General features: G+C 60.8%; 20 protein-coding genes. 5 read left to right on the top strand and 15 right to left on the bottom strand.

The window, feature by feature from the left end:
* Positions 1-43: 43 nt before the first annotated feature.
* The 5 genes from ubiA to ISN39_RS02880 all read right to left on the bottom strand — a co-directional run bounded on the left by ubiA (position 44) and on the right by ISN39_RS02880 (position 5,963).
* Positions 44-1,003 carry a 4-hydroxybenzoate octaprenyltransferase gene (ubiA, locus tag ISN39_RS02900; RefSeq protein ID WP_194729118.1) on the bottom strand — a complete coding sequence of 320 codons (960 nt, stop codon included), beginning with the start codon at positions 1,001-1,003 and terminating at the stop codon, positions 44-46.
* A gap of 59 nt (positions 1,004-1,062) precedes the next feature.
* Positions 1,063-1,548, bottom strand: a complete 486-nt coding sequence (locus tag ISN39_RS02895; RefSeq protein WP_194729117.1) for a class I SAM-dependent methyltransferase — start codon at positions 1,546-1,548, stop codon at positions 1,063-1,065.
* A gap of 78 nt (positions 1,549-1,626) precedes the next feature.
* A complete protein-coding gene (locus ISN39_RS02890) occupies positions 1,627-2,208 on the bottom strand; it encodes a histidine phosphatase family protein (protein WP_194729116.1) in 582 nt (193 codons plus the stop codon).
* 49 nt (positions 2,209-2,257) lie between these two features.
* The gene (locus ISN39_RS02885) at positions 2,258-3,517 is read right to left on the bottom strand and encodes a cyclopropane-fatty-acyl-phospholipid synthase family protein (protein ID WP_194729115.1); all 1,260 of its coding nucleotides are present in this window, start codon (positions 3,515-3,517) and stop codon (positions 2,258-2,260) included.
* A 136-nt stretch (positions 3,518-3,653) separates the two neighbouring features.
* Positions 3,654-5,963: a Tex family protein gene (locus tag ISN39_RS02880; protein ID WP_194729114.1), complete on the bottom strand. Its 2,310-nt coding sequence runs from the start codon at positions 5,961-5,963 to the stop codon at positions 3,654-3,656.
* A gap of 369 nt (positions 5,964-6,332) precedes the next feature.
* On the opposite strand from ISN39_RS02880, the gene glyS reads away from it, so the two are divergent.
* Together glyS and ISN39_RS02870 are read left to right on the top strand one after the other, a co-directional pair.
* Positions 6,333-8,645 carry a glycine--tRNA ligase subunit beta gene (gene glyS / locus ISN39_RS02875; protein ID WP_194729113.1) on the top strand — a complete coding sequence of 771 codons (2,313 nt, stop codon included), beginning with the start codon at positions 6,333-6,335 and terminating at the stop codon, positions 8,643-8,645.
* Between the two features lie 202 nt (positions 8,646-8,847).
* Positions 8,848-9,342 (top strand): DUF523 domain-containing protein, encoded by a 495-nt coding sequence (locus ISN39_RS02870; protein ID WP_194729112.1) that lies wholly within the window; start codon positions 8,848-8,850, stop codon positions 9,340-9,342.
* A 198-nt stretch (positions 9,343-9,540) separates the two neighbouring features.
* Here the strand turns inward: ISN39_RS02870 and ISN39_RS02865 are convergent, their stop codons facing one another.
* The 8 genes from ISN39_RS02865 to ISN39_RS02830 form a co-directional block, all read right to left on the bottom strand.
* Positions 9,541-10,005, bottom strand: coding sequence for a plant virulence effector HPE1-like domain-containing protein (locus ISN39_RS02865; protein WP_074066861.1), 465 nt, complete (start codon positions 10,003-10,005; stop codon positions 9,541-9,543).
* Positions 10,006-10,111: 106 nt separating this feature from the next.
* Positions 10,112-11,383: a phosphoribosylamine--glycine ligase gene (gene purD / locus ISN39_RS02860; RefSeq protein ID WP_194729111.1), complete on the bottom strand. Its 1,272-nt coding sequence runs from the start codon at positions 11,381-11,383 to the stop codon at positions 10,112-10,114.
* A 66-nt stretch (positions 11,384-11,449) separates the two neighbouring features.
* Positions 11,450-13,384 (bottom strand): DUF2207 domain-containing protein, encoded by a 1,935-nt coding sequence (locus ISN39_RS02855; RefSeq protein ID WP_194730089.1) that lies wholly within the window; start codon positions 13,382-13,384, stop codon positions 11,450-11,452.
* Between the two features lie 43 nt (positions 13,385-13,427).
* Positions 13,428-14,690 (bottom strand): 3-phosphoshikimate 1-carboxyvinyltransferase, encoded by a 1,263-nt coding sequence (aroA, locus tag ISN39_RS02850; RefSeq protein ID WP_194729110.1) that lies wholly within the window; start codon positions 14,688-14,690, stop codon positions 13,428-13,430.
* Between the two features lie 92 nt (positions 14,691-14,782).
* On the bottom strand, positions 14,783-15,334 hold the full coding sequence (locus ISN39_RS02845) for a LemA family protein (RefSeq protein WP_194729109.1): 552 nt from the start codon (positions 15,332-15,334) through the stop codon (positions 14,783-14,785).
* A 329-nt stretch (positions 15,335-15,663) separates the two neighbouring features.
* Positions 15,664-16,623, bottom strand: coding sequence for a glycine--tRNA ligase subunit alpha (locus ISN39_RS02840; protein WP_022716535.1), 960 nt, complete (start codon positions 16,621-16,623; stop codon positions 15,664-15,666).
* A gap of 540 nt (positions 16,624-17,163) precedes the next feature.
* On the bottom strand, positions 17,164-17,355 hold the full coding sequence (locus ISN39_RS02835; protein ID WP_194729108.1) for a hypothetical protein: 192 nt from the start codon (positions 17,353-17,355) through the stop codon (positions 17,164-17,166).
* 19 nt (positions 17,356-17,374) lie between these two features.
* Entirely contained in the window at positions 17,375-18,235 is an 861-nt protein-coding gene (locus ISN39_RS02830) for a S49 family peptidase (protein WP_022716538.1), read from the bottom strand.
* 166 nt (positions 18,236-18,401) lie between these two features.
* On the opposite strand from ISN39_RS02830, the gene ISN39_RS02825 reads away from it, so the two are divergent.
* A complete protein-coding gene (locus ISN39_RS02825) occupies positions 18,402-19,742 on the top strand; it encodes an Nramp family divalent metal transporter (RefSeq protein ID WP_092583473.1) in 1,341 nt (446 codons plus the stop codon).
* Here ISN39_RS02825 and ISN39_RS02820 read toward each other — a convergent pair.
* Positions 19,720-20,511 (bottom strand): methyltransferase, encoded by a 792-nt coding sequence (locus ISN39_RS02820; RefSeq protein ID WP_194729107.1) that lies wholly within the window; start codon positions 20,509-20,511, stop codon positions 19,720-19,722. The two genes, ISN39_RS02825 and ISN39_RS02820, sit on opposite strands and share 23 nt — an antisense overlap.
* 7 nt (positions 20,512-20,518) lie before the next feature.
* Complete coding sequence (locus ISN39_RS02815; protein WP_194729106.1) at positions 20,519-20,746, bottom strand: DUF2007 domain-containing protein; 228 nt, start codon at positions 20,744-20,746, stop codon at positions 20,519-20,521.
* Positions 20,747-20,854: 108 nt separating this feature from the next.
* Between ISN39_RS02815 and ISN39_RS02810 the strand changes: the two genes are divergently transcribed.
* Positions 20,855-21,871: a polyprenyl synthetase family protein gene (locus ISN39_RS02810; protein ID WP_074066852.1), complete on the top strand. Its 1,017-nt coding sequence runs from the start codon at positions 20,855-20,857 to the stop codon at positions 21,869-21,871.
* 131 nt (positions 21,872-22,002) lie between these two features.
* A complete protein-coding gene (locus ISN39_RS02805; RefSeq protein ID WP_194730088.1) occupies positions 22,003-23,835 on the top strand; it encodes a tetratricopeptide repeat protein in 1,833 nt (610 codons plus the stop codon).
* The last annotated feature ends 4 nt before the right edge of the window (positions 23,836-23,839 follow it).

Raw genomic sequence — 23,839 nt, 5'->3', positions numbered from 1 at the left:
ACCCAATCTGAAACCCGGCCTAGCGCCGGGTTTTTCGTTTCAATCAGGGAAGCCCAAAGAGCAGCGAGACGAACAGTCCCGCAAAGATGATCAGCCCGACACGGTTATTCGACTTGAAAAGCGCCAGGCATTGCGTCGCGTCGTTGATGTCGAGCCTGGCGATCTGCCAGGCGAACATGCCAGTGGCAATCAGCAGCCCGAGATAAGCCGCGAAACCGACGCCGGCCAAAACAAAGGCGAGCAGCATCAGGACCAGTGTTGCGCCATAAAGACCGATCAGCCACTGCCGCGTCCGATCGCCGAAAAGCCGGGCGGTGGAACGCACGCCGATCAATTCGTCGTCTTCCTTGTCCTGATGCGCATAAATCGTGTCGTAGCCGATCGTCCAGGCGACGGAAGAAAGGTAGAGCGCAATCGCAGCGAAAGACAGGCCGCCGAATATGCCAGCCCAACCCATCAGTGCGCCCCAGGAAAAGGCAAGGCCGAGGAAAAACTGCGGCCAGTCTGTGAAGCGCTTGGCAAACGGGTAGAGCGCAACGATGGCGAGCGAGAGCACGCCGAGAATGACTGCAAACCAGTTGAACTGCGCAAGCACCAGCAGACCGGCAAGCGCCTGAAGCACCATGAATATCTTTGCCTGGGTGCGCGTGACGCGCCCCGAAGGCAGGGGCCGCGAGCGGGTGCGTGCGACCTCCATGTCGATCCTGTGATCGACCAGATCGTTGTAGGTGCAGCCTGCCCCGCGCATGGCGACGGCGCCGATGAAGTAGAGAACCAGGTGAAACAGCGTCTGCGAGCCGGAAAACAGGCCTTGTCCCGCGGCCACATTTGCGGCAAGCGCCACCGACCAGAAGCAGGGCCACATCAGGAGTTGCCAGCCGATCGGCCTGTCCCAGCGCGCCAGCTGCGCATAGGGCCAGAGCCATGAGGGCAAAACCCGGTAAACCCAATTGTCCGAAGGCGCATCGGCAACGCGCCCGTTCAAGCCGCCAATCTGTTGCATGCGGCCATCTAGCGACGGGCGAAGGCGCGGGTCAATAGCAGCGTGGCCTGCCTCCGCGTTCATCTTCGCCGATAGAGAAAATAACGGCCCTTCTCGACAGACGCAGGTAGCGGCATTTCCTCCAGTTCGGAATGCTTCAATTCCAGGCCGCTTGCTACAAATCCCCCAAGGGCCAGCACGGCGACCACGCGAGAGGGCAACCACTCGCGGATGATTGCATCCTGCTCCCGATAACCGGTTCCGATGTCGGCATGAACGACGGCTGCCCTAGTGCCGGCATAACTCAGGCAAGTCTCCCTGATGTCGCCGATGACGACATCGCCGTCATCGGGCCGGCAGCTTCCATGCGCGCCGTTTTCGCGGTCGAATGCGATGATATGCCGATCCGGGAAGCGCACCCGCAAATGGCTGTAGGTCCTGCCATTGCCGAGGCCGATTTCCAGGATCGGTCCACCGGGCAGGCTCGCCTGCCTTGCCGCGATGTGATCGAGAATATCCCTCTGTGCGGAAATCCTGCTGATGAAATCGTCGAGACGTGTTCGCATAGGCAGCTCCGAAGCTTGAACTCGAAACAAGCTTTACATTCAATCGTTCATCGCGCCGCGCGAAAGCGCAACAGATCCTTACCGCTGGTTCCAGCGCCGGATCACCGGCTCCGTCAGGTCGTGCTCATAGCCTAAGATGCTGATGCTTGCAGTATCGAGGACGAAGCGCGAGCCGTCTTCCGGCGGCAGGCCGAGCCAGCGGGCAGCGAGCACGCGCAGGAAGTGGGAGCTGGAGAAGATCAGGATCGACGCGCCGGCTTGGCGAAGCTCGCGGACGATACGGTCCGCCCTTGCGCCGACATCTGCGGCCATTTCTCCGTCCGGGCAGCCGTCGCGGAAGAGCTGCCAGCCGGGGCGGGCCGCGAGGATTTCCTTCGTCGTGATGCCCTCATAGGCACCATAATCCCATTCGGCGAGATCGGGCTTGATCACGGCATCTGCGCCGAAATTGGCAAGGGCGCAGGTGTTCGTCGCCCTTTGAGAAGGGCTCGACCAGACGGCCGAGACAATCAGTCCCTTCAGGCGATCCGCGAGTTTGCGGGCGGCCGTCTCGCCATTCGGGGTCAGCGGAATGTCAGTCCTGCCGGTATGTTTTCCGGAGAGGCTCCATTCTGTTTCGCCGTGGCGGACAAGATGGATTTCGGGAAATGCACTGTTCATCTGCACGCCTTTCCTTGTAGAAAAACGCGGCCGAAGCCGCGCCGCGATATCAGAAGACAACCTTTTCCAAGGGAGGCCGCGTGGCCTCGAATTCCTTCAGCTTCGCCTCGTTCTCGGCAATGTAATTGCGGTTGTCCGGTGTCGAATACTGGTTCTTGGAAACCTGGATCTGCATGACGAAGAGTTCGTCCCAGCGGAAGCCTATTTCGGAGCCGGCGAGATAGAATTCCCACATCCGGAAGAAGCGCTCGTCGTAAAGAGCGACGGCTTCCGCCTTGCGCGCCATGAAGCGCTCGCGCCAATGGCGGAGCGTATAGGCATAATGCAACGGCAGGACCTCGATGTCCCGGATCAGCAGCCCGGCCTTCTCGATTGCAGGCACCGTCTCGCCGATCGACGGGATGTAGCCCTGTGGGAAAATGTATTTCTCGATGAAAGCATTTGTCGCAAAGCTCGGCTTCGGCCGGGCGATGGAGTGAAGGAGCATGACGCCGTCGTCGGCGAGAAGTTCATGCACCTTGCGGAAGTATTTGTTGAAATTGCCGATGCCGACATGCTCGAACATGCCGACCGAGACGATGCGGTCGAACTTCATGCCCGTCATCGTGCGGTAATCCTGCAACTCGAAGCGGACGCGATCGGCGAGACTGCGCTTTTGGGCGCGCTCGCGCGAGAACTTCAGTTGCTCTTCGCTGAGCGTGATGCCGGTGACGTCAACGCCCTTTGTCGATTCCGCCAGATACATCCCCATGCCGCCCCAGCCGGAGCCGATTTCCAGAACACGCTGGTTGGGCTCCAGCAGAAGCTTGGCTGCGATATGGCGCTTCTTGGCGACTTGTGCTTCCTCCAGGCTGATGCCCGGCGGGTCGAAATAGGCGCAGGAATATTGCCAGTCCTCATCAAGGAAGAGTTCGAAGAGCTTTTCCGACAGGTCGTAATGATGAGCGACATTGCGCTTGTTGTGATTGACCGGCAGCCGGCTCTTCAGCTGCTGCAGTGCGATGCGGCCGACCAGAAGTGCGGCCATCGGAATATCGAAAATTTCGTTGGTGGTGTTCTGCTTCACCATCGAAAGGAAGTCGTAGATGTTGCCCTGTTCAAGAATGAACCGGCCGTCCATGTACATTTCGCCGAGCTTGAGGGTGGGGTCGCGGCGGATAAGCTTCTCCGCCTCCTCGTCGGCAACCCGGACGACGACCAGATCCCCGGTGCCATCGCCAATCGCATGTGTCTCGCCATTGGCCAGCGTGAGCTTCAGATTACCCTTGCGGATGATTTTTTGGACAATTGATAAAAATCCCGACGCCATGAAAGGCCTCGCATATGTGACAGGATGTTATGGGTTAAACTTAGTCGCTCTCATCCGCCACACAAGCGCCGTATTTGGCAGTTCCGCAACAAGGCCGCCGAACTGTGACATTTTTGCAATGCCTGCCGTTAAGCTATTATTTTCGCTTCATGGCCTCGGCAAGGGCAGCGCCGAAGGCGCCTTGGGTTTCCTGTTTCGGGACAGCCGGACGCCGGTCGTTTTGCGGCCGTGCGCCCTGATTTACACGGGGCTCGCCGCGGGGCGCTGAAGCCGAGGAGCCATCGTCTTTGCGCATCGAAAGACCGATGCGCTTGCGTTTTGCATCGACTTCGACGACCCGCACCTTAACGACATCGCCGGCCTTCACAACTTCGTGAGGATCTTTGACGAAGCGGTCGGCAAGCTGCGAGACATGCACCAGGCCGTCCTGATGCACGCCGATATCGACGAAGGCGCCAAAGGCCGCAACATTGGTCACCGTGCCTTCCAGCATCATGCCGGGCTTGAGATCGGAGATTTCGTTGACGCCTTCTGCGAAGGTTGCCGTCTTGAAGCTCGGGCGCGGATCGCGGCCGGGCTTTTCCAGTTCGGCGAGGATATCCTTGACCGTCGGCAGGCCGAACTTCTCGTCGATGAACTGCCGCGGATCAATCGATTTCAGCGCCACGCTGTCGCCCATCAGCGACCGCAGGTCGCGGCCGCAGGCGGCAACGATCTTCTTTGCCACGCCATAGGCTTCTGGATGCACCGAGGACGCGTCGAGGGGCTCCTTGCCGTTCGGGATGCGCAGGAAGCCTGCCGCCTGCTCGAAGGTGCGGTTGCCGAGACGCGCGACCTTGAGCAGGTCGCGGCGGCTTTGGAAGGGACCGTTCTGGTCGCGATGGACGACGATGGCTTCGGCGATCGACGGGCCGAGGCCGGAAACGCGTGAAAGCAGCGGCGCCGAAGCCGTGTTGAGATCGACGCCGACGGCATTCACCGCGTCTTCGACGACAGCGTCCAGCGAGCGCGACAGCTTCTGTTGGTCGACGTCATGCTGGTACTGGCCGACGCCGATCGATTTCGGCTCGATCTTGACAAGTTCGGCCAGCGGATCCTGCAGGCGGCGGGCGATGGAAACCGCGCCACGCAGCGACACGTCGAGATCCGGAAATTCAGCTGCGGCGGTCGCGGAGGCGGAATAGACCGACGCGCCGGCTTCCGAAACGATGACCTTGGTGGGCTTTGCGCCCGGAAGATCGGCCAGCATGTCGGCCACCAGCTTTTCGGTTTCGCGGCTTCCAGTGCCGTTGCCGATGGAGATCAGTTCGACATTGTGCTTAAGGATCAGCGCGGTGAGTTCTGCCTGAGCGCCTCGCACGTCGTTCCGCGGCTGGAAGGGATAGACCGTGGAGGTCGCAACGACCTTGCCGGTGCCGTCGACCACTGCGACCTTGACGCCAGTGCGGATGCCAGGATCGAGGCCCATTGTGGCGCGCGATCCGGCAGGCGCCGCCAGCAGCAGATCCTTCAAGTTTCGCGCAAAGACGTGGATCGCCTCCTCTTCGGCGCGTTCGCGCAGTTCGCGCATCAGGTCGAGAGACAGCGACATGGAAAGTTTGACGCGCCAGGTCCAGCTTGCGACATCCATCAGCCAGCGGTCGCCGGGGCGGCTCGCGCCGATTTCATAGGCAGCAGCGATCATGCGCTCGACAGGTTTGTTGGGAGAGGCGGTCTCGGCATCGGCCTCGATCGTCAGCGTCAGCACTTCCTCGTTCCAGCCGCGCAGCATGGCGAGTGCGCGATGGCCGGGCGCGGTCGCCCAGCGCTCCGAATGGTCAAAATAGTCGGAGAACTTCTCGCCGGCCGTCTGCTTGCCATCCACGACCTTGGCCTTCACAAACGCGGCGCTGCGCATATGGGCACGGAGCTTGCCGAGCAAATCGGCATTTTCCGCAATGCCTTCGGCGACGATATCGCGTGCGCCTTCGAGCGCCGTCTTCGCATCCGGCACATCGGCAGTGATATAGCCCTCCGCCAGCACCGCCGGTCCCTTCGAGCGATCGGCGAGGATCGCGTCGGCCAGCGGTCCGAGGCCGCGCTCGCGGGCGATCTCGGCACGGGTACGGCGCTTCGGTTTATAGGGCAGGTAGAGATCCTCGAGCTCTGCCTTGGTGGCGGCGCCGACGATCTTGCCCATCAATTCGTCGGTCATCTTGCCCTGGCCGGCGATCGATTCGACGATCGTGTCGCGGCGGGCTTCCAGTTCGCGCAGATAGACGAGGCGTTCTGCCAGATTGCGCAGTTGGGTATCATCCAGGCCGCCCGTCACTTCCTTGCGGTAGCGCGCGATGAAGGGAACGGTCGCGCCCTCGTCAAGCAGCTCGATCGCGGCTTTGGCCTGGTCCGGCCGGGCATTGATTTCGGAGGCGATGACTGCGGCAAGCGAGCGGAGGTCTGCGGCCATGGGATTTCCTGAACTAACGAAGGTAGCGGGACCATAGCGGCGAAAAGCGGCAAGGCAATGCCCGGCAGAGCTTTCCACAGCAGACTGACGCCTTCATACAGGTTTGCGCTCGCAGCCATCCGACCCTTCGGGCCACCTTTTCCCCGCTGGGGAGAAGGGACGACAAAGCGCAGCGGCCTCATCTCCTTCTCCCCGAGGGACAAGGTGCCCGGCAGGGCGGATGCGGGGGCCGCGCGACGCAGAAGGGCGATTGTCTCCTCACTTGGCGCGCCTGGATTTCCCGTTTTTGCGGTTGTGCAGATGCGGCATTCTTTGGTAGCAGAGGCGACCGTTTTGGACCGCCCCCTAATGGAGGCAAGGAAAAGTGTCATGCCCGATCTGCTTCTAGAACTTCGCTCCGAGGAAATTCCGGCCCGCATGCAGCGCAAGGCTGCCGGCGACCTGAAGAAGCTCGTCACCGATGCGCTGGTGGAGGCAGGACTTTCCTATGAGGGCGCGCGCGAATACTGGACGCCGCGCCGCCTGACGCTTGATATCCGCGGACTGACTGCCCGCTCCGCCGATGTGCGCGAAGAGCGCAAGGGCCCGCGCACCGATGCCAACGAAAAGGCGATCGAAGGCTTTTTGCGCGGCGCCGGCCTTTCCTCGATTTCCGAGGCGCAGGTGAGTAGCGACCCGAAAAAGGGCGATTTCTACATTGCCGTGATTTCAAGGCCCGGCCGCGCTGCGGAAGAGATCATCAGCGACGTTATGCCCGGCATCATCCGCGATTTCCCCTGGCCGAAATCCATGCGCTGGGGCAAGGCGTCCTCCAAACCTGGCTCGCTGCGCTGGGTGCGCCCGCTGCAATCGATCGTCTGCACTTTCGGCACCGAGCATGAGGAAACCTCCGTCATCCCCTTCGAGATCGACGGCATCGTCGCCTCCAATGTGACTTACGGGCACCGCTTCCATGCGCCAGGCGCCATCACCGTCAAGCGTTTCGACGACTATGCCGCGAGCCTCGAAAAAGCGAAGGTCATCCTCGATGCCGAGCGGCGCAAGAACATCATCCTGCATGATGCCCGCGACATCGCCTTTGCCGGCGGACTGGAACTGGTCGAGGACGACGGTCTGCTGGAGGAAGTCTCCGGCCTCGTCGAATGGCCGCAAGTGCTGATGGGCAGCTTCGAGGAGGATTACCTCTCGATCCCCTCCGAAATCATCCGGCTGACGATCAAGACGAACCAGAAGTGTTTCGTAACGCGCAAACAGGGCGAAGAGACGCTTTCGAACAAGTTCATCCTCGTCTCCAATGTTGAGGCGACCGACGGCGGCAAGGAAATCATCCACGGCAATGGCAAAGTCGTCCGCGCCCGCCTTTCAGACGCGCTACATTTTTGGAAGCGCGACCAGGGGAACTTGCCGGACCTCGAAACGCTGGAGGCATCGGCGAAGAAATTCGGGCTTGATCTGAGGAAGCCGCTCGATCAGCGGATGGCGAAGCTCGATGCGCTGCATGTGACGTTCCACGCGAAAATCGGAACGCAGGGCGAGCGGGTAACACGCGTTCGCACCCTTGCCGGCGAAATCGGTAAAATCGTCAATGCAGATCCCCTAAAGGTCGGTCGGGCCGCAGCGTTGGCAAAGGCGGACCTGCGAACTGAGGTCGTGGGCGAATTCCCCGAACTACAGGGTGCAATGGGGAAGAAATATGCGCTGCTGCAAGGTGAAGATGAAACAGTGGCGGCGGCACTGGAGGACCATTATAAGCCTCAGGGTCCTACCGACCGAGTGCCTACCGACCATGTTGCCATAACCATAGCGCTTGCTGACAAGATCGACACACTTGTATGGTTTTGGCGAATAAACGAAAAACCAACCGGTTCAAAGGATCCGTTCGCGTTAAGAAGGGCAGCGCTAGGATCGATACGGCTGCTGTTGGAACGGGGAATCAGAGCATCCCTCATCCCGCTGTTTCGCTCTGCATTTCGTAGCGAATGGGCTGTGGCCATTGCTAGCCATGAAGCTTCGATAAGCCTTTTCGAGCTTAAAATCCAACAGGATAACGAAAGACTCGACCACGAGAGGCTCGTACAAGAACAGCGCGAAGCTATCAAATATTGCAAGAATTATCTTGCTGACGGCCATCCAAAGACAATCGAAGAAGAATATGAGCTGGCAATCAACCTCCTCTCCTTCTTCCACGACCGCCTCAAGGTCTATCTCCGCGACCAGGGTGCTCGCTACGATCTGATCGATGCCGTCGTCACATCCGAGGCCGACGACCTTCTCATGATCGCCCGCCGCGTCGAGGCGCTGACGGCTTTCATTACCTCGGAAGACGGCAAGAACCTCCTGGTCGGCACCAAGCGCGCCACGCAGATTCTGGCCGCCGAGGAGAAGAAGGGCACCGTCATCGCCGACGGCGTTTCGGAAAAGCTGTTCCGGCTGGATGCCGAAACGGAGCTCTTTGCCGCCATCGCCAAAGCCTCGGCCGAGGCTTCCGCCGCAATCGCCAGGGAAGACTTCCGCTCGGCTATGGAGGCGCTTTCGAAGCTCCGCATCCCGGTCGACCGCTTCTTCGACGACGTGCTCGTCAACGACGAGGACGCGGCGATCCGCGCCAACCGCCTCGCCCTTCTGCGGCTGATCCGCGAGGCGACGGGGACGGTTGCGGACTTCTCGAAGATCGCAGGGTAACGGTTCCTCGGCACCTCATTCCTGTGCTTGTGACAGGAACCATTCACGGCGCGTTGCGCCGTGAATGGTTCTGTTGCCCTTTGAATGAGGTCTCCCACGCGATGGACATGCGCTGCTGGATCCCTGCGACAGGCACAGGGATGAGGTGGAGGAAAAGCGCATCCCACTGGTCATTCACCAGCGCTCGCGCTATCAGACAATCATGACCACCAAAATCCTCGTCAGCGCCTGTCTCATGGGCCATGCCGTCCGTTATGACGGCCGGGCGAAGCCCCTGGCACATCCGGCGCTCGAGCGGTGGCGGGCGGAGGGGAGGCTGGTGACGATCTGTCCGGAAATGTCGGCAGGCATGCCGGTGCCGCGGCCGCCGGCGGAAATCGAGGGCGGCGCGAGCGGCAAGGACGTGCTGTCGGGAGCAGCACGTGTGCTGGAGATCACCGGAGGCGATGTGACGGCGGCATTCCGAGAAGCGGCGCAGAATGCGCTCAGGCTGGCTCAGGAGACGGGCTGCACCCATGCGCTACTCATCGACGGCAGCCCCTCGTGCGGTTCCGGTGTCATTTATGATGGGTCTTTCAGCGGAGCGCGGCGGGACGGCAATGGTGTTACAGCTGCCCTGCTGAAGCGCGCGGGAATCCAGGTCTTCTCGGACCGGGAGATCGACCGGCTGGTGGAAAGCCTCGCGACGCCCGTCTGATCAAAAGGCATGTCCTTGTGCTCTGCCGACGAAACTGAATCATGTTTCTTGTATGATTACTCAGGTTGCATGAGTACTTTGAAATCAATTGAAATAAAGAATGCGCTCCTGCTTCTCTTCAGGAGCGCATTCAATCCGCCATACGGCGGACCCCGTACGACCAAAACCTTGGCCGGGTCAGGGGCAGGGAACTAAAAATCACATCCTTAGCTTAAAGTCGGAAACGTCGAGCGGCGCCGTTTGTTCCGCAGGAGCGGACATACCTGCAACAACAGGCTTCGCATCGCCGCCGATGACAGAGGTAGTTGCCGTCGGGTCGATGCCTTCGACGGGGACCGTCACCTTGAAGGCGGCCAGGACTTCAGGGGTTGCCTTGGTCACGAAAACGACGGGCGAGCCGCCCATCCAGCCTTCGGTACGGTAGAGCTTCTGCTCTCCGGCCACATCGCGGAGCGCGCTGGCCTGGATGGCGCCGGGCGGCAAGGCCGGGACTGTGTAATCCTTCTTGCGTTCGGTCGATTGCAGCGGGGGGCAGGTCGTGCAGGTCTCGGTCACGATGCTTTCACCGCCGGTGCGCGGTGTCTTGCCGATCACCTCGATCGAGGATGCCATCGCCGAGCCGGCTGCCAGAAGAATTGCCGCACCGAGAATGAATTGACGCATGGAAACTGCTCCGACTTACTATGGGAACAGAATAGCGCGCCTTTATTTCCATCCCGTCAGGGGAAAGGGTAAAAATTTAGGGAACTGACCCGATTTCGGGCCAGAGTTAAGCTTTTTCGCGCTCGATCGCCCGCCAGCCGATATCGCGGCGGCAGAAACCGTTTTCCCATTCCACCTTGTCGAGCAGCGCATAGGCGCGGCTCTGCGCTTCCCCGACTGATCGGCCGGTGGCGGTCACGTTCAGCACACGGCCGCCGGTCGCGACAAGCTCGCCGTCCTTCAAAGACGTGCCGGCATGGAATACTTTCGCGCCGTCGCCTGCCTCCGGCAGCGAGAGGATCGGCGTGTTCTTCTCGTAGGAGCCCGGATACCCCTTAGAGGCCATCACGACGGTCAGCGCCGGATCGTCGCTCCACTCGGCTGTAACCTTGTCGAGCGTGCCTTCGGCCGCTGCCAGCAGCAGCGGCAGCAGATCGCTCTTCAAGCGCATCATCAGTACCTGGCACTCGGGATCGCCGAAGCGGACATTGTATTCGATGAGTTCCGGGCCCTTTGCCGTAATCATCAGCCCGGCGAAGAAAACACCGGAGAAGGGATAGCCGCTTTCAGCCATGCCGCAGATCGTCGGCTCGATGATTTCCTTCATCGTCCGTTCGATCATCTCGGCCGTCATCACCGGAGCCGGCGAATAGGCGCCCATGCCGCCGGTGTTGACGCCGGTATCACCCTCGCCCACACGCTTGTGATCCTGTGCGGTCGCCAGCGGCAGGGCGTTGCTGCCGTCGCAGAGGCAGAAGAAGCTTGCCTCTTCACCGTCGAGATAAGCCTCGATGACGACCTCGGCGCCGGCTGCGCCGAACGCACCCTCGAAGCAATCGTCGACTGCGGCAAGCGCCTCCTCGACGGTCATCGCCACCGTCACACCCTTGCCGGCGGCAAGACCATCCGCCTTGACGACGATCGGGGCGCCTTTTTCGCGGATATAGGCCTTTGCCTTCGGGGCGTTGTTGAAGCGCCGGTAGGCACCGGTCGGGATGTTGTAGCGGGCGCAGATATCCTTGGTAAAACCCTTGGAACCTTCGAGCTGGGCTGCTGCAGCGGAGGGACCGAAGACCTTCAGCCCATCGGCTCGCAGGCGGTCGGCAAGGCCGGCAACCAGCGGCGCCTCGGGGCCGACGACGACAAAGTCGATCGCCTTTTGCGCGCAGAAGGCGGCGACTGCCTCGTGATCTTCAACCTTCAGGGAAACGAGCCTCGCATGTTCCGCAATGCCCGGGTTGCCCGGCGCGGCATAGAATTCCGTCATCAGCGGCGATTGTGCCAGCTTCCAGGCAAGCGCATGCTCGCGTCCGCCCGAGCCGATCAACAGAACCTTCATGCCTGATCCTTTCCGTTTTCTGTCTGGCGGTTAAGGGGCGGGAAGCCAAAGGTCAAGCGGGAAAGCTCACCAGCCGCCACCGCCGCCGCCGCCCCCGCCACCACCCGAAGAACCGCCGCCACCGGAAAAACCGGACGAGGAACTGGAGGGCGCAGGCGAGGGAATGGTCGAGGCGATCGTGGACGCCATCGACGACGAGAAGCCGCCGATGCGGTCGGAGAAGCTGCCGCTGCTGAAGTTGCCGGAATACCAGGACGGGGCATAGGCCGCAGCCGCACCGGCAGCGGCCGCCGCGAGCCAGGTTTCGAAGGTGCGCGTCCAGGGCTTCTCGACACCCAGCGCAACCGCATAGGGCAGCAGCCTCTCAAAATGTTGGGGCGACATTTCTGGCGCACCGGCCATGTTCATCCGGTCCTTCTCGGCAAGGGTCAGATACTGACGAAGGCCGTCGATGCCATCCATGATCTTCGAACCAAGCGGCGTCGGCGCACCCATGATGAAGACATAGAGCAGGTTGAGCAGCACGATGCCGCCGACGGCAAAGAGCATCGGCGTCTCGTGGAATTCCAAGAGCGTGGAGAAAAGTGCCAGAGCCAGCGATGAAACGATGCTGAAGCCGACAAAAACGATGATGGCGATCGCGATCACAGCGGCGATCTTGCCGCCCAGGGACTGGCCAGGGCGGAACGACCGTGCAAAGCCGGCCACGAAGATGGCGACGAAGACAGAAACGACGATCGGGATGATCATCAAGACGATCGCATCGGGTTCCAGCGTGCCGAAAACGAAGAGCGCGACAAGTGCGGCAGCGCTGAGCGCGACGCCGCCGGTCGTATAGCCGGTATTTGAATTGTAGTACTTGCCGCGATGTTCCCGCTCGATCGCCGAGCGGAAGCTTTGGCCGACCGACTTCACGCGTTCGCCGTTTGCCTTGTCGATCGTCAGCGAGCCCTTGTTGGCGACGGCGCTCAGGAGGCTGGTTTCGCCGGCTTCCAGCTTCTCCTTACCCACCGGCTTTTCCGTGCGGCGTACGATGATCGATTGCCTGAGGTCTTCAAGAACGACATAGCCGCGAACCGCCAGGTCCAGCGCCGTTGCCGAAAGCGCCGTCCAACCCCCGCCTGAAATGCCCTTGTTGTCGATGTAGTTGACGAGCGCCGGCGAGATGCCTTCGGGAGGATCCCAGCGCGGCACAAGGACGCCGCGGGAAGGGTCGCGTCCGACCTTCAGCCAGGAGCGGGTGTAGTAAAGGAAAACAAGGAGGAGGCCGCCGAAACCGATGAAATAGTCGCGGTTGTCCTTCAGCCACCAGATGTTCTGATCGGATTCGCTCGGCGGATCGATCGCGCCTTTCGGAAGCTTGACGGCAATCGTCAGACCTTCGTTGGCATCGAGCGGCATGGTCGTCGAGAAGACCGGCCGGGCATTGCCGCCTGAAATCCGGGCATTCTTGTCCTTTGCGCCAAGCGCACCGGTGAAGACATTCGTATCGGTTGCGGTGACACCATCTGGCAGGTTCACGGTCGCGGTCGCGGCCATGATCGGGAAGATCCAGCCGTTACCGGTCACATTCCAATAGAGTTCGTCGTGATCGGCGAAATAGCGGATCTGGCGATTGGTGGTGTAGGTGAAGGCATATTGATGGCGGCCTGGTGGAAGCATGACGTCTTCCGACCCAGCATAGATACGGATGCCGCCGGAGACGGATTCCGTCTTCCACGGCTCGTCATTGCCGTCGCGTTTCACCGATACAACGTCGAAGTCGACGCTGCGGCGGCGACCTTCTTCATCGACGAAAGTCAGCGGAAAGTCGCGGAATATGCCGCGCCGGATCCGATTGCCCTCGGCATTGACGGTGATTGTCTCGGTCACCGTCACAGCGCCGCTCTTTTCGAGCTTTATATCCGATGCGAAGGAGTTGATGACCTCCGCGGCACTTGCCCCATATGCTGCAAGCGCCAGAAACAGAATGAAGCAAAGGCCGAAAAGCCGCCGGATCATCATACCTCTCCCCGCCGGCGGCGCGCTGCCGCCTCAGACAATGTCAGCCCTCGTTCGCATATTTGACGCCCAGTCCTGCCAGCGTCCGCCAATAGGCAGGGAACGTCTTGCCGACGCAGTCCGGATCGAGGATCGTGATGCCGTCGATCTTCAGCCCGGCGAGCGCGAAGCTCATGGCGATGCGGTGGTCGGCGAAAGTGTCGATCTCGGCAGGAAGACGCCTTCCGGCAAGCGACGGATCAGACTGGACGATGAGATCGTCGCCTTCCTCGCGTGCCAGATCCGGGCGAATCTGCGTCAGGCCGGTCGACAGCGCGCGGATGCGATCGCATTCCTTGACGCGCAGATTGGCAATGCCGACGAAATGGACGGGCGTTTCGTTGAAGGCGGCAAGGACTGCGAGCGTCGGAACCGCGTCCTGCATCTGCGAGCCGTCGATTTCAGCCGGCAGGCGCGGGAATTTGGCGATCATCTCATAGGCGCGCGCATCTGGCTGCGTGAAGGCGCCGTTCGGCACGCCGAGATCGATGGAGCCGCCGGTCAGGACTTCGGCAGCCCAGAGATAAGTTGCCGCCGACGCATCCGGCTCGATGCCGAAATCGGCCGCCGTGTAGCCGGTCGGCTCGACGCGCCAGGTGACCGCGCTCGTCTTCTCGACCTTGGCGCCGAAGGCTCGCATCGCGGCGGTCGTGAGATCGATGTAGCCGAGGGCACCGATGTCCTCGCCGAGGAGTTCAATATCCACCGGGCGGTCGCCTCCGGCCGCCATCATCAGCAGCGCGGACACATACTGGCTGGAGAGACCGCCATCGATCCCGATACGGCTCGCCTCGAAGCGGCCTGTGCCCTTCACGGTTACAGGCGGGCAGCCGGTTTCGGCCGTCGCATCGATTCCGAGAGACCGCAACGCATCAACGAGCGGGCCGATCGGGCGCTTGCGCATGTGCTGATCACCGTCGACGACGACGGTGCCATCAACGAGTGCGGCAGCGGCCGTCAGGAAGCGTGTTGCAGTGCCGGCATTGCCGAGGAAGAGCGGCGCTTTCGGCGCCAGCAGCTGGCCGCTTCCGGTGACGACGAAGCTCGTATCGTCCGGTTCGTCGATGACGACGCCCATGGCGCGCAGCGCATCCGCCATGTAGCGCGTATCGTCGCTCTTCAGCGCGCCGGTCAGGCGGCTGATACCCTTGGCGAGGCCAGCCAGGAGCAGTGCGCGGTTGGTGATCGACTTCGAGCCCGGCGGCACGGCGCGCCCCACGAGCGGAGCCTTAGCCGGGATGATGGTGAGTTTCTTGTCCTTGCTCATGACGCTTGTCTATTCCGTCCATTGCGCTAGCCGCCCTGCGGCCTTGACCGGCCCTGCTCATAGCAGCTTTTGCGCAAAGGCAAACGCCCATATCAGAATTTGACGGCCGGAACGGCGCGGTCGGCCTCGTTGGTGATCTCGAAATATTCCCGCTTCTCGAAGCCGAGCTGCCCGGCGACCAGATTGGAGGGGAAGCTTTCAACCTTGACGTTGAGATCACGGGCAGCGCCGTTGTAATACCGGCGTGCCATCTGGATTTCGCTTTCCATGGTCTCGAGCGAGGCCTGAAGCTCGGAGAAGTTCTCGTTCGCCTTCAGGTCCGGATAGGCTTCGGCAAGCGCCAAAACACGGCCGAGCGCCTGGCCGAGAAGGCCTTCCGCTTGCGCCCTGCCCGCTACATCGCCAGAAGGCACCGCCTGCGCCTTGTTGCGCAGCTCAACGACCTCTTCCAGCGTGCTCTTTTCGTGGGTAGCGTAGCCCTTGACGGTCTCGATGAGGTTTGGGATCAGATCGGCGCGGCGCTTCAGCTGCACGTCGATGCCGGACCAGGCCTCTTCGGCCATCTGCCGGGCACGGACAAGACCGTTATAGATAAAGACAAGATAAAGCGCGATCAGAACGATCACACCGAGAACGATATACATCGCGAATCCCCCGCAACGACGCAAAGTCTGGACGGAGACTATGCGGCTTCCGCTGGATTGTCATCCCGCATTTCCGGGCTGCGGTTTACATCAGCGACTAGCGAAATATCACGATACCGCACACACATAGCCGGTTGTATCTTTCTTATTGTGCCGGCTGGTTACGGCGCACTCGCAACTCATGACGAGGAAATAATCAGACAATGAGCGCAGCAATCTTCCTATTGAGCCTGTCGGCGATCGCATCTCTTGTCGTCTTCCAAAAGACCCCACGGCCGGCGCCCCGGCGCGTCGTCGTACGGTCCAACCACCGCCGCTAAGCGGCATTCTCAGGCGGCGGCCCTGGCGATATTCATGCCGCCGGCATCCGTCAAAAGGAAGGCCTCACCGCAAGCCTTGGCGAGCGTGCGCACCCGCAGGATATAGCTCTGACGCTCGGTGACCGAGATCACCCCGCGTGCATCCAAGAGGTTGAAGACGTGGCTTGCCTTGATGCACTGGTCATAGGCCGGAAATACGCACTTGTGCAGCAGCTGATTGGCATTGTCGCTCGGCGCACCGGCGGCGAGAAGCGCCTGGCACTCCTTCTCCGCATCGATGAAATGGCGATGCAGCATCTCGGTATTGGCGAATTCGAAGTTGTGGCGTGAGTATTCCTGTTCGGCCTGCAGGAAGACTTCGCCGTAGCTGATCTTTTCGTCACCTTCGCGGCCGTTGAAGTTCAGGTCGTAGACGTTGTCGACGCCCTGCACATACATCGCCAGACGCTCGAGGCCATAGGTCAGTTCGCCGGCAACCGGCGCGCATTCGATGCCGCAGACCTGCTGGAAGTAAGTGAACTGCGAGACTTCCATGCCGTCGCACCAACACTCCCAGCCCAGCCCCCAGGCGCCCAGCGTCGGGCTTTCCCAGTCGTCTTCGACGAACCGGATGTCGTGCAGCAGCGGATCGAGGCCGATCGCCGCCAGCGAGCCGAGGTAAAGCTCCTGGAGGTTCGGCGGGTTCGGTTTCAGGATGACCTGATACTGGTAATAATGCTGCAGGCGGTTTGGGTTTTCACCGTAGCGGCCGTCCGACGGACGGCGCGACGGCTGGACATAGGCAGCCTTCCACGGCTTCGGGCCGAGCGCGCGCAGCGTGGTCGCCGGATGGAACGTACCGGCGCCGACCTCCATGTCATAGGGCTGCAGAACCGCACAACCCTTGTCCGCCCAGTAGTTATGAAGCGTCAGGATCAGCGCCTGGAACGAGCGCTTCGGGTTCATATGGTCGGGAATCGATGCAGACATGGAGACAAGCCACCGGTTGCGTATTTTGCCGGACAGGTGCCATGGGAGAGGACAAGGGTCAATACATAACGCATGATCGGACCATGTTTTGGAAGGAGTTCCACGAACGTCAAGACAACGGTCACCTTGTCTCATAAGGATTTACGCGTTGCAGAAGAGCTCGTCGAGAACGGGCGTTTCCAAGCGCATCCGATGTCATTGGCGAGGGTATCGCCCGGATGCGGCTTGAGGAGCAGGTCAATGGCCGATCTGCTTAATATCGGCGATTTAAAGTCAAACTATTCCGACCTGCGGAGAGCGCAGGCGAACACGACTTTTCCCATATCGAACCATAAGAAACGACGCTCACCCCGGGCTCCGGGCAATTCCGGCTTCGGATAAAGCGGTTATTGCTTCGCTGTCGCGCGGGGCTAAGCACGCTCTATTGCGAGAAATCGCCTTGTCGCGACCGAACTTGTAGTCGGCCGGCACTTGCAGCCGGAAAGCGCCTATTCATTCGAGAGCCTGCTCGCGTTCTTCAGCGTTCTTCAGCGGTCACCATCATTCATCATCCCGCTTCACGCGGTATTCGCCGGTCACCGGATCCTTGACAAGCGTGCCGACGGCGCCGGTCTGACGCTCCTTCTCGGCACGGCGGGATTTTTCCTGCAGGCGCTTGGCATCGGAGATGAAGCGGCGGTAGAGCCACCAGGCAGCACCGACCAGGATTATGATTGTTATAAGCTGCGCCATCTCCCTTTTTCTTCTCCTCTCACAGTCCGTAGCGGCTCCACAATGCCTTTTCTTCCGCCGCTTCGACAAGTCCCGTCGCGAGACCTGATGCCAAGCCATCAATCGAGACGGGCGAGACACCGGGAATCCGCCGGCCGAAGAGACTGCGGGCGGCGGTGACGAGCTGCAGTCTGGTCTTCGGGCCGTAGCGCCTTTTCAGTTCCTGGCGCATGTCGCCGAGGCTGTCGACGAGGCCGAGTTCGAGCCCGCGCGTGCCGCTCCAGAACAGGCCGGAAAAGACGGTTTCGTCATCCTTCAGTCTGCCGGCGCGGCGTTCGCGCACCATGGTGATGAAGACCTCGTGGATCTCGAGCTGAAGTGTCTTCAGATATTCGATGTCCTTCTCTTTTTCAGGCTGGAAGGGATCGAGGATGACCTTATTTTCGCCGGCCGTATAGACGCGGCGCTCGACGCCGATCTTCTTGAGGAGTTCGGGGAAGCCGAAGCCACCGGAAACGACGCCGATCGAACCGACGATAGAGGTCGGGTCGGCAATGATTTCATCGCCGGCAAGCGCGATCATGTAGCCGCCGGAGGCCGCCACATCCTCGACGAAGACCAGCACCTTCTTCTGCTTCTCACGGGCAAGCTCCCGGATGCGCGTGAAGATGAGCCGCGACTGAACGGGCGAACCGCCCGGCGAATTGACGGCAATGGCAACAGCGGGAGCTTCTTTGTCAGAGAAGGCCTTTTCCAGCACCGGTGCGACATTGGCGAGATTGAGTATCGGGCGGAACTGGCCACCGCCGCTCATGATTGCGCCCTGAAGCCTGACGACCGGGATGATCACCCCTTCCTTGCGGAAACGCTTCGGTACTAGTTTTCTCAAAAATCCGGCCATTTCAAATCCTTCTCGCTCTCGGCATCGCAATCCATGTATGCAATGGAGCAGCAAACGCAATGGGCCACCTTCCCAACATGCATCCGATTTTTCATTTTGCGAATGACTTGCATTATCATTCTAATCGGGCATAGTGCGGGGCATTGGTCCCAAAAGCGGTAATCATATGGATGTTTTGAATCGTACTCCAAAAGGCGGCTGGCGGCACGACCGCGAAGAAGCCTCGCTTTCAGACGTTTATCGCACGATCGGCACAGGCCGCCCGGGATCGAAACTCCGGCGGATTGCCGCCTTTGCCGGCCCTGGCTACATGGTCGCGGTCGGCTATATGGATCCCGGAAACTGGGCGACCTCGCTCGCCGGCGGCTCGAAATTCGGCTACGCGCTGCTGACTGTGGCGCTGCTTTCGAACCTCATGGCGATCGTGCTGCAATCGCTTTGCGCCCGGCTTGCCATTGCTTCTGGCCGCGATCTGGCGCAGGCCTGCCGGGACGCCTTCCCGAAATTCGTTTCCGTACCGCTCTGGGCCTTTGCGGAAATCGCAATCATCGCGACGGACATTGCCGAGGTGATCGGCACGGCAATCGGCCTCAACCTGATCTTCGGCGTTCCGCTGGAACTCGGCGTGCTGATTACGGCGCTCGACGTTTTCCTTATCCTCTATCTGCAAAAGCTCGGCTTCCGCTGGATCGAAGCGTTCATCATCACGCTTCTCGGCGTCATTGCGCTGTGCTTCGGCGTACAGATCTTCCTCGCAGACCCGCAGTGGGGCGCCGTCATCACGGGCTTCTTCCCGACGACGGAAATCGTCAGCAACCCGGAAATGCTCTATCTGGCGCTCGGCATTCTCGGCGCGACGGTCATGCCACATAATCTCTATCTGCATTCCGGCATCGTGCAGACCCGCGCCTACGGGCACACCGTGCCGGAAAAGCGGGAAGCGCTGACCTATGCGACGATCGACTCGACCTTTGCGCTCTGCTTTGCGCTGTTGATCAACGCCTCGATCCTGATCCTGGCCGCAGCCGCATTCAACGCCCACGGCCGGACGGACATCGTCGAACTCGGCGAGGCGCACTCGCTGCTGTCACCGCTGCTCGGGCTTGCGATCGCACCCACGCTTTTCGGCATCGCCCTGCTCTGTTGCGGCCTGAATTCGACCGTGACGGCAACGCTTGCGGGCCAGATCGTCATGGAAGGCTTCTTGAAGATCAAGCTTCAGCCATGGGTGCGCCGTCTGATCACCCGCGCCATCGCAATCGTGCCGGCGGCGATCGTGACGATCTGGTACGGCAACCAGGGCACGGCACAATTGCTGATCCTGACGCAGGTCGTGCTCAGCCTGCAGCTTTCCTTCGCCGTCTTCCCGCTGGTGATGTTCACCGCCAGCAAGGCGAAGATGGGTGAGCTCGTCGCGCCGCGCTGGCTGAGCACTATTGCCTATGTGATCGCAGTCGTGATCGCCGGATTGAACATCAAGCTGCTTATCGACTTCGTGACCGGCTAAGCCTTGCATAGGCCGCGCGGCCATTGTTCAGATCGTCGACGAAGGGGGAGAACTTATGCGTTCCTTCTTCGTGCATGATAAGGGGTGCGCGCAATGAAAGCCGCGCCCGCGACCCCTTGATCGCCGTCACCAGGATGCGTACGGCATTCTCACCTTTGCGCGGATGGATGGCGGTAATCTCGATGCCGCCGAAGCGCCTGACGCAGCCGGTGATGATGTCGGCGATCGATTCCGGCCGCGCAATCAGCGACAATTGCCCGCCGGGGATCATGATCGCGCCCGCGGTACGAATCCACCTTTCGAAAAGACCATCCGTCATCGCATGGGCTTCAGCCTTCAGCGCATCCGGCGTTCGCCGGTCAGCCGCGTCGTTGAAAGGCGGGTTCATGATGACATGATGGAAGACCTCGTCGGCAAGGCCCGCGTCGTTGCGCGCCTTTGCCGTGAGCGTAACATCCGCCTCGACGACCGAAACGCGGCCTGCCACATGGGCGTTTTCCGGCAAGGCAATGCTTCGGCGGGCATAATCGGCCATTTCCGAAGAGCGTTCGAAAAGCACGGCCTGCGCTTTCTGCAGCCGGCAGACCACGGCCAGTCCGGCGGCGCCGGCGCCGGCGCCAAGATCGGCAACCTTGATCGCACGGTCATCGGCAACGAGTGCTGCGAGCAGCATGGCATCCATGCCCGAACGGTGCCCCCTGCCCTTCGGCTGGACGATGTAAAAGCCGCCGCGATGGAAGGCATCGATCGTGTCGGAAGCGCCGTTCATGGCCACATTATTTCGCGATACGCAATTCGCCGGCGAGACCGGCATCCGTCAGGATGCGGCGGGCCTGATCGGCTCGCTCCTCCTCGACGAGCAGACGGCGCGGCAGCATGCCGAGCGAGCCCTCGAGAATGCTCATATCCTGATCCGCGACAAAGCTGTGAATTCCCGCATCCTTCAGAAGACTCTGCGCATAGGACAATAGAACAGGGTCATTGGCGCGGATAAGTTCATGCATTTGCGGTCAATTCCCTTTCAATTCTGTGTTGCGCGACAATTCACCCCTTGCCGCTTCAATCGCCCCTTTCTATTGTCAATTCCAAAGAATGAACAGGAGTCCGGGTCGTTGGGCGTGGTCATACCGCTTGAAGAAAGCAAAAACAAACTGGCATCCGTCAAGCCGCTGGTCGATTTGACACGGGCGGACATGGAGCGGGTCAACCAGCTTATCCTTTCGAAGGCCGGTTCCGACGTGCAGATGATTCCGGAGGTCGCAAATCACCTGATCTCTTCCGGCGGCAAGCGCCTGCGCCCGATGCTGACGCTCGCATCGGCCTGTCTCTTCGACTATCGAGGCGAAAACCATGTCAAGCTCGCGACCAGCGTCGAGTTCATGCACACGGCAACGCTGCTGCATGACGACGTCGTCGACGAAAGCGATCTACGCCGCGGCAAATCAACGGCGCGCACGATCTGGGGCAACCAGGCGAGCGTTCTCGTTGGCGATTTCCTGCTCGGCCAGGCCTTCCGCATGATGGTGGATGTCGGCTCACTCGATGCGCTCGATGTCCTTTCGTCCGCCGCCTGCGTCATTGCCGAAGGGGAAGTGCTGCAGCTTTCGGTCGCCAAGAACATGGAGACGACGGAGGACGACTATCTTTCCGTTATCCGGGCCAAGACGGCAGCACTCTTTGCCGCTGCTGCCGAAGTCGGCCCGATTGTCGCAGACGCCGGCAAATCAGGCCGCAATGCGCTGAAATCCTACGGCATGAATCTCGGCCTCGCCTTCCAGCTTGTCGATGACGCGCTGGATTACGGCGGCAAGGCTGCCGATCTCGGCAAGAATGTCGGCGACGACTTCCGCGAAGGCAAGATCACCCTTCCCGTCATCCTGGCCTATCGCCGCGGAACCCAGGACGAGCGCGCCTTCTGGCGTGATGCGATCGAAGGCGACAACAGCACCGATGCCAACCTGGAAAAGGCCCTCGGCCTGATCACCAAATACGGCACGCTGAACGACACTATCTCGCGGGCCGTTCATTACGGCACGATCGCCCGCGACGCGCTGGCGCCGCTCCCCGAAACGGCCTGGAAATCGGCCCTCATGGAAGTGATCGATTTCTGCATCGAGCGGGTCAACTGATCAAAGGTCCTTGATCGCGGGCTGATTTTCTTGCAGGGCCGCTTCAAAAAAGCCATCCTATTGTGAATCAGTATTTTCAACTGATTTCGCAGCCGCCGGATGAATCGGCTGCCCTGATGAAAGGTTTTCTAATGCGGCAGAGATATGCCATCCGTCTTCTTTCGAGCGCAGCCCTTGCAGCGGTCATTTCGCTCGGCGCGCTTGGCGGCGTGAATGCCGAAGAAGCGGCCAAGACGGACGATGCCAGCAAGAACGTGATCTTCGACCCGGATACGGTCGGTACTTTTGCAGGCGCATTTCTCGCTGCCCGCACGGCCGATGTCGATCATGACTACAAGACGGCGATCGAGCTCTACAAGAAGGCCCTCCAGATCGAGCCGGGCAACCCGGAGATCCGCCAGCGCCTGATGATCTCGCTGCTTTTGAACGGCAATATCGAAGATGGCGTGAAATATGCCAACGACCTGAAGAAGGATCCTTCCGTCGAGCGCATCACCACCGTCGTGCGCAGCATGGACGCGATGCGCCGCGGCGAGTTCAAGACCGCCGAAGCGATCCTGAAATATGACGGCCCGAACGACCTCGACCGCATGATGAACGACCTTTTGCTCGCCTGGGCGCGCGCCGGCGCCGGCCGCAACAAGGAAGCTCTTTCGATGGTCGAGAAGATGAAGGGCCCGGAATGGTTCGGCATCTTCCAGAACTATCATGCGGGCGCAATTGCGATCGTAACCGGCAACGTGGCGGCCGCGCGCAGACATCTCAACGATGCAGTGCTGGACAAGGATGGCGGCGCGACCGCACCCGACACCTTCATGCGCGCTGTCATGGCGCTTGCCCGCCTCGAAGCATCCCAGGGCAACAAGCAGAAGGCGCTCGACGCGATCTCGGTCGGTGACAACATGCTGCCGAACTATGCGCCGCTGAATGCGCTGCGCCAGAGCATCGAGAAGGGCGAAAAGCCGGAACAGCAGGTGCGCAACGCCGCGCAGGGCGCTGCCGCCGTGCTTTTCTCCATCGGCAGCGCGTTGAACCGCGACGGCGCCGAAGACATCGTCTCGCTCTATCTGCAGACGGCCAATACGCTTGACCCGAACAGCGCCGATACGCTGGTCCTTCTCGGCGGCATTGCTGAAAAACAGGACCAGACGGACCGCGCCATCGAATTCTACAGGCGCGTGCCGGAAAACTCGCCGATGCGACGCATCTCGGAGCTTCAGCTCGGCCTTGCCCTGGCACAGGGCGGCAAGACCGACGAGGCACGCAAACACCTCAAGGCGCTGATCGTTTCTGACCCGAAGGACGTCCGCTCCTATCTCGCCTATGGCAGCGTGCTTTCCGACGCCAAGAACTATGCGGAAATGGCGGCGAATTACGACAAGGCGGTGGAGGTGATCGGCCCGCTGCCGCGCCGCGCCGACTGGACCGTCTTCTTCCAGCGCGGAATCGCTTATGAGCGCCTGAAGAAGTGGGATCAGGCCGAGCCGAACTTCCGCAAGGCGCTCGACCTCAATCCGGATCAGCCGCAGGTTCTGAACTATCTCGGCTATTCATGGATCGACATGAACCGCAACCTCGACGAGGGCCTGACGATGATCAAGAAGGCCGTCGACCTTCGTCCGGACGACGGCTACATCATCGACTCGCTCGGCTGGGCCTATTACCGCCTGAACCGTTACGACGATGCCGTTGCCGAACTGGAAAAGGCCGCCGAGATCAAGGCCGGTGATGCGACGATCAACGACCACCTGGGCGACGCCTACTGGCGCGTCGGACGCAAGCTCGAGGCCGTTTATCAGTGGAACCGGGCGCTAAGTTCGGCACCGGAAGAGACCGAGATTCCGCGAATCAAGAACAAGATCGCGAACGGTCTGACGACGGACAACGACGACGCCAAGGCGGCCGACAAGAAGCAGCCGGATCCGGTGCCTGTTACGCCGCCGCCGGCCGACAAGAAGTCCTGACAAC

The sequence above is a fragment of the Rhizobium sp. 007 genome (assembly GCF_015353075.1).
Taxonomy (GTDB): domain Bacteria; phylum Pseudomonadota; class Alphaproteobacteria; order Rhizobiales; family Rhizobiaceae; genus Rhizobium.
This window is presented reverse-complemented; position numbering and strand designations above follow the sequence as displayed.

Bases quoted from the DNA above. Each gene is read 5' to 3' on its own strand.
- ubiA (WP_194729118.1), bottom strand. From the start codon at position 1,003: ATGCAACAGATTGGCGGCTTGAACGGGCGCGTTGCCGATGCGCCTTCG.
- ISN39_RS02895 (WP_194729117.1), bottom strand. From the start codon at position 1,548: ATGCGAACACGTCTCGACGATTTCATCAGCAGGATTTCCGCACAGAGG.
- ISN39_RS02890 (WP_194729116.1), bottom strand. From the start codon at position 2,208: ATGAACAGTGCATTTCCCGAAATCCATCTTGTCCGCCACGGCGAAACA.
- ISN39_RS02885 (WP_194729115.1), bottom strand. From the start codon at position 3,517: ATGGCGTCGGGATTTTTATCAATTGTCCAAAAAATCATCCGCAAGGGT.
- ISN39_RS02880 (WP_194729114.1), bottom strand. From the start codon at position 5,963: ATGGCCGCAGACCTCCGCTCGCTTGCCGCAGTCATCGCCTCCGAAATC.
- glyS (WP_194729113.1), top strand. From the start codon at position 6,333: ATGCCCGATCTGCTTCTAGAACTTCGCTCCGAGGAAATTCCGGCCCGC.
- ISN39_RS02870 (WP_194729112.1), top strand. From the start codon at position 8,848: ATGACCACCAAAATCCTCGTCAGCGCCTGTCTCATGGGCCATGCCGTC.
- ISN39_RS02865 (WP_074066861.1), bottom strand. From the start codon at position 10,005: ATGCGTCAATTCATTCTCGGTGCGGCAATTCTTCTGGCAGCCGGCTCG.
- purD (WP_194729111.1), bottom strand. From the start codon at position 11,383: ATGAAGGTTCTGTTGATCGGCTCGGGCGGACGCGAGCATGCGCTTGCC.
- ISN39_RS02855 (WP_194730089.1), bottom strand. From the start codon at position 13,384: ATGATCCGGCGGCTTTTCGGCCTTTGCTTCATTCTGTTTCTGGCGCTT.
- aroA (WP_194729110.1), bottom strand. From the start codon at position 14,690: ATGAGCAAGGACAAGAAACTCACCATCATCCCGGCTAAGGCTCCGCTC.
- ISN39_RS02845 (WP_194729109.1), bottom strand. From the start codon at position 15,334: ATGTATATCGTTCTCGGTGTGATCGTTCTGATCGCGCTTTATCTTGTC.
- ISN39_RS02840 (WP_022716535.1), bottom strand. From the start codon at position 16,623: ATGTCTGCATCGATTCCCGACCATATGAACCCGAAGCGCTCGTTCCAG.
- ISN39_RS02835 (WP_194729108.1), bottom strand. From the start codon at position 17,355: ATGGCGCAGCTTATAACAATCATAATCCTGGTCGGTGCTGCCTGGTGG.
- ISN39_RS02830 (WP_022716538.1), bottom strand. From the start codon at position 18,235: ATGGCCGGATTTTTGAGAAAACTAGTACCGAAGCGTTTCCGCAAGGAA.
- ISN39_RS02825 (WP_092583473.1), top strand. From the start codon at position 18,402: ATGGATGTTTTGAATCGTACTCCAAAAGGCGGCTGGCGGCACGACCGC.
- ISN39_RS02820 (WP_194729107.1), bottom strand. From the start codon at position 20,511: ATGAACGGCGCTTCCGACACGATCGATGCCTTCCATCGCGGCGGCTTT.
- ISN39_RS02815 (WP_194729106.1), bottom strand. From the start codon at position 20,746: ATGCATGAACTTATCCGCGCCAATGACCCTGTTCTATTGTCCTATGCG.
- ISN39_RS02805 (WP_194730088.1), top strand. From the start codon at position 22,003: ATGCGGCAGAGATATGCCATCCGTCTTCTTTCGAGCGCAGCCCTTGCA.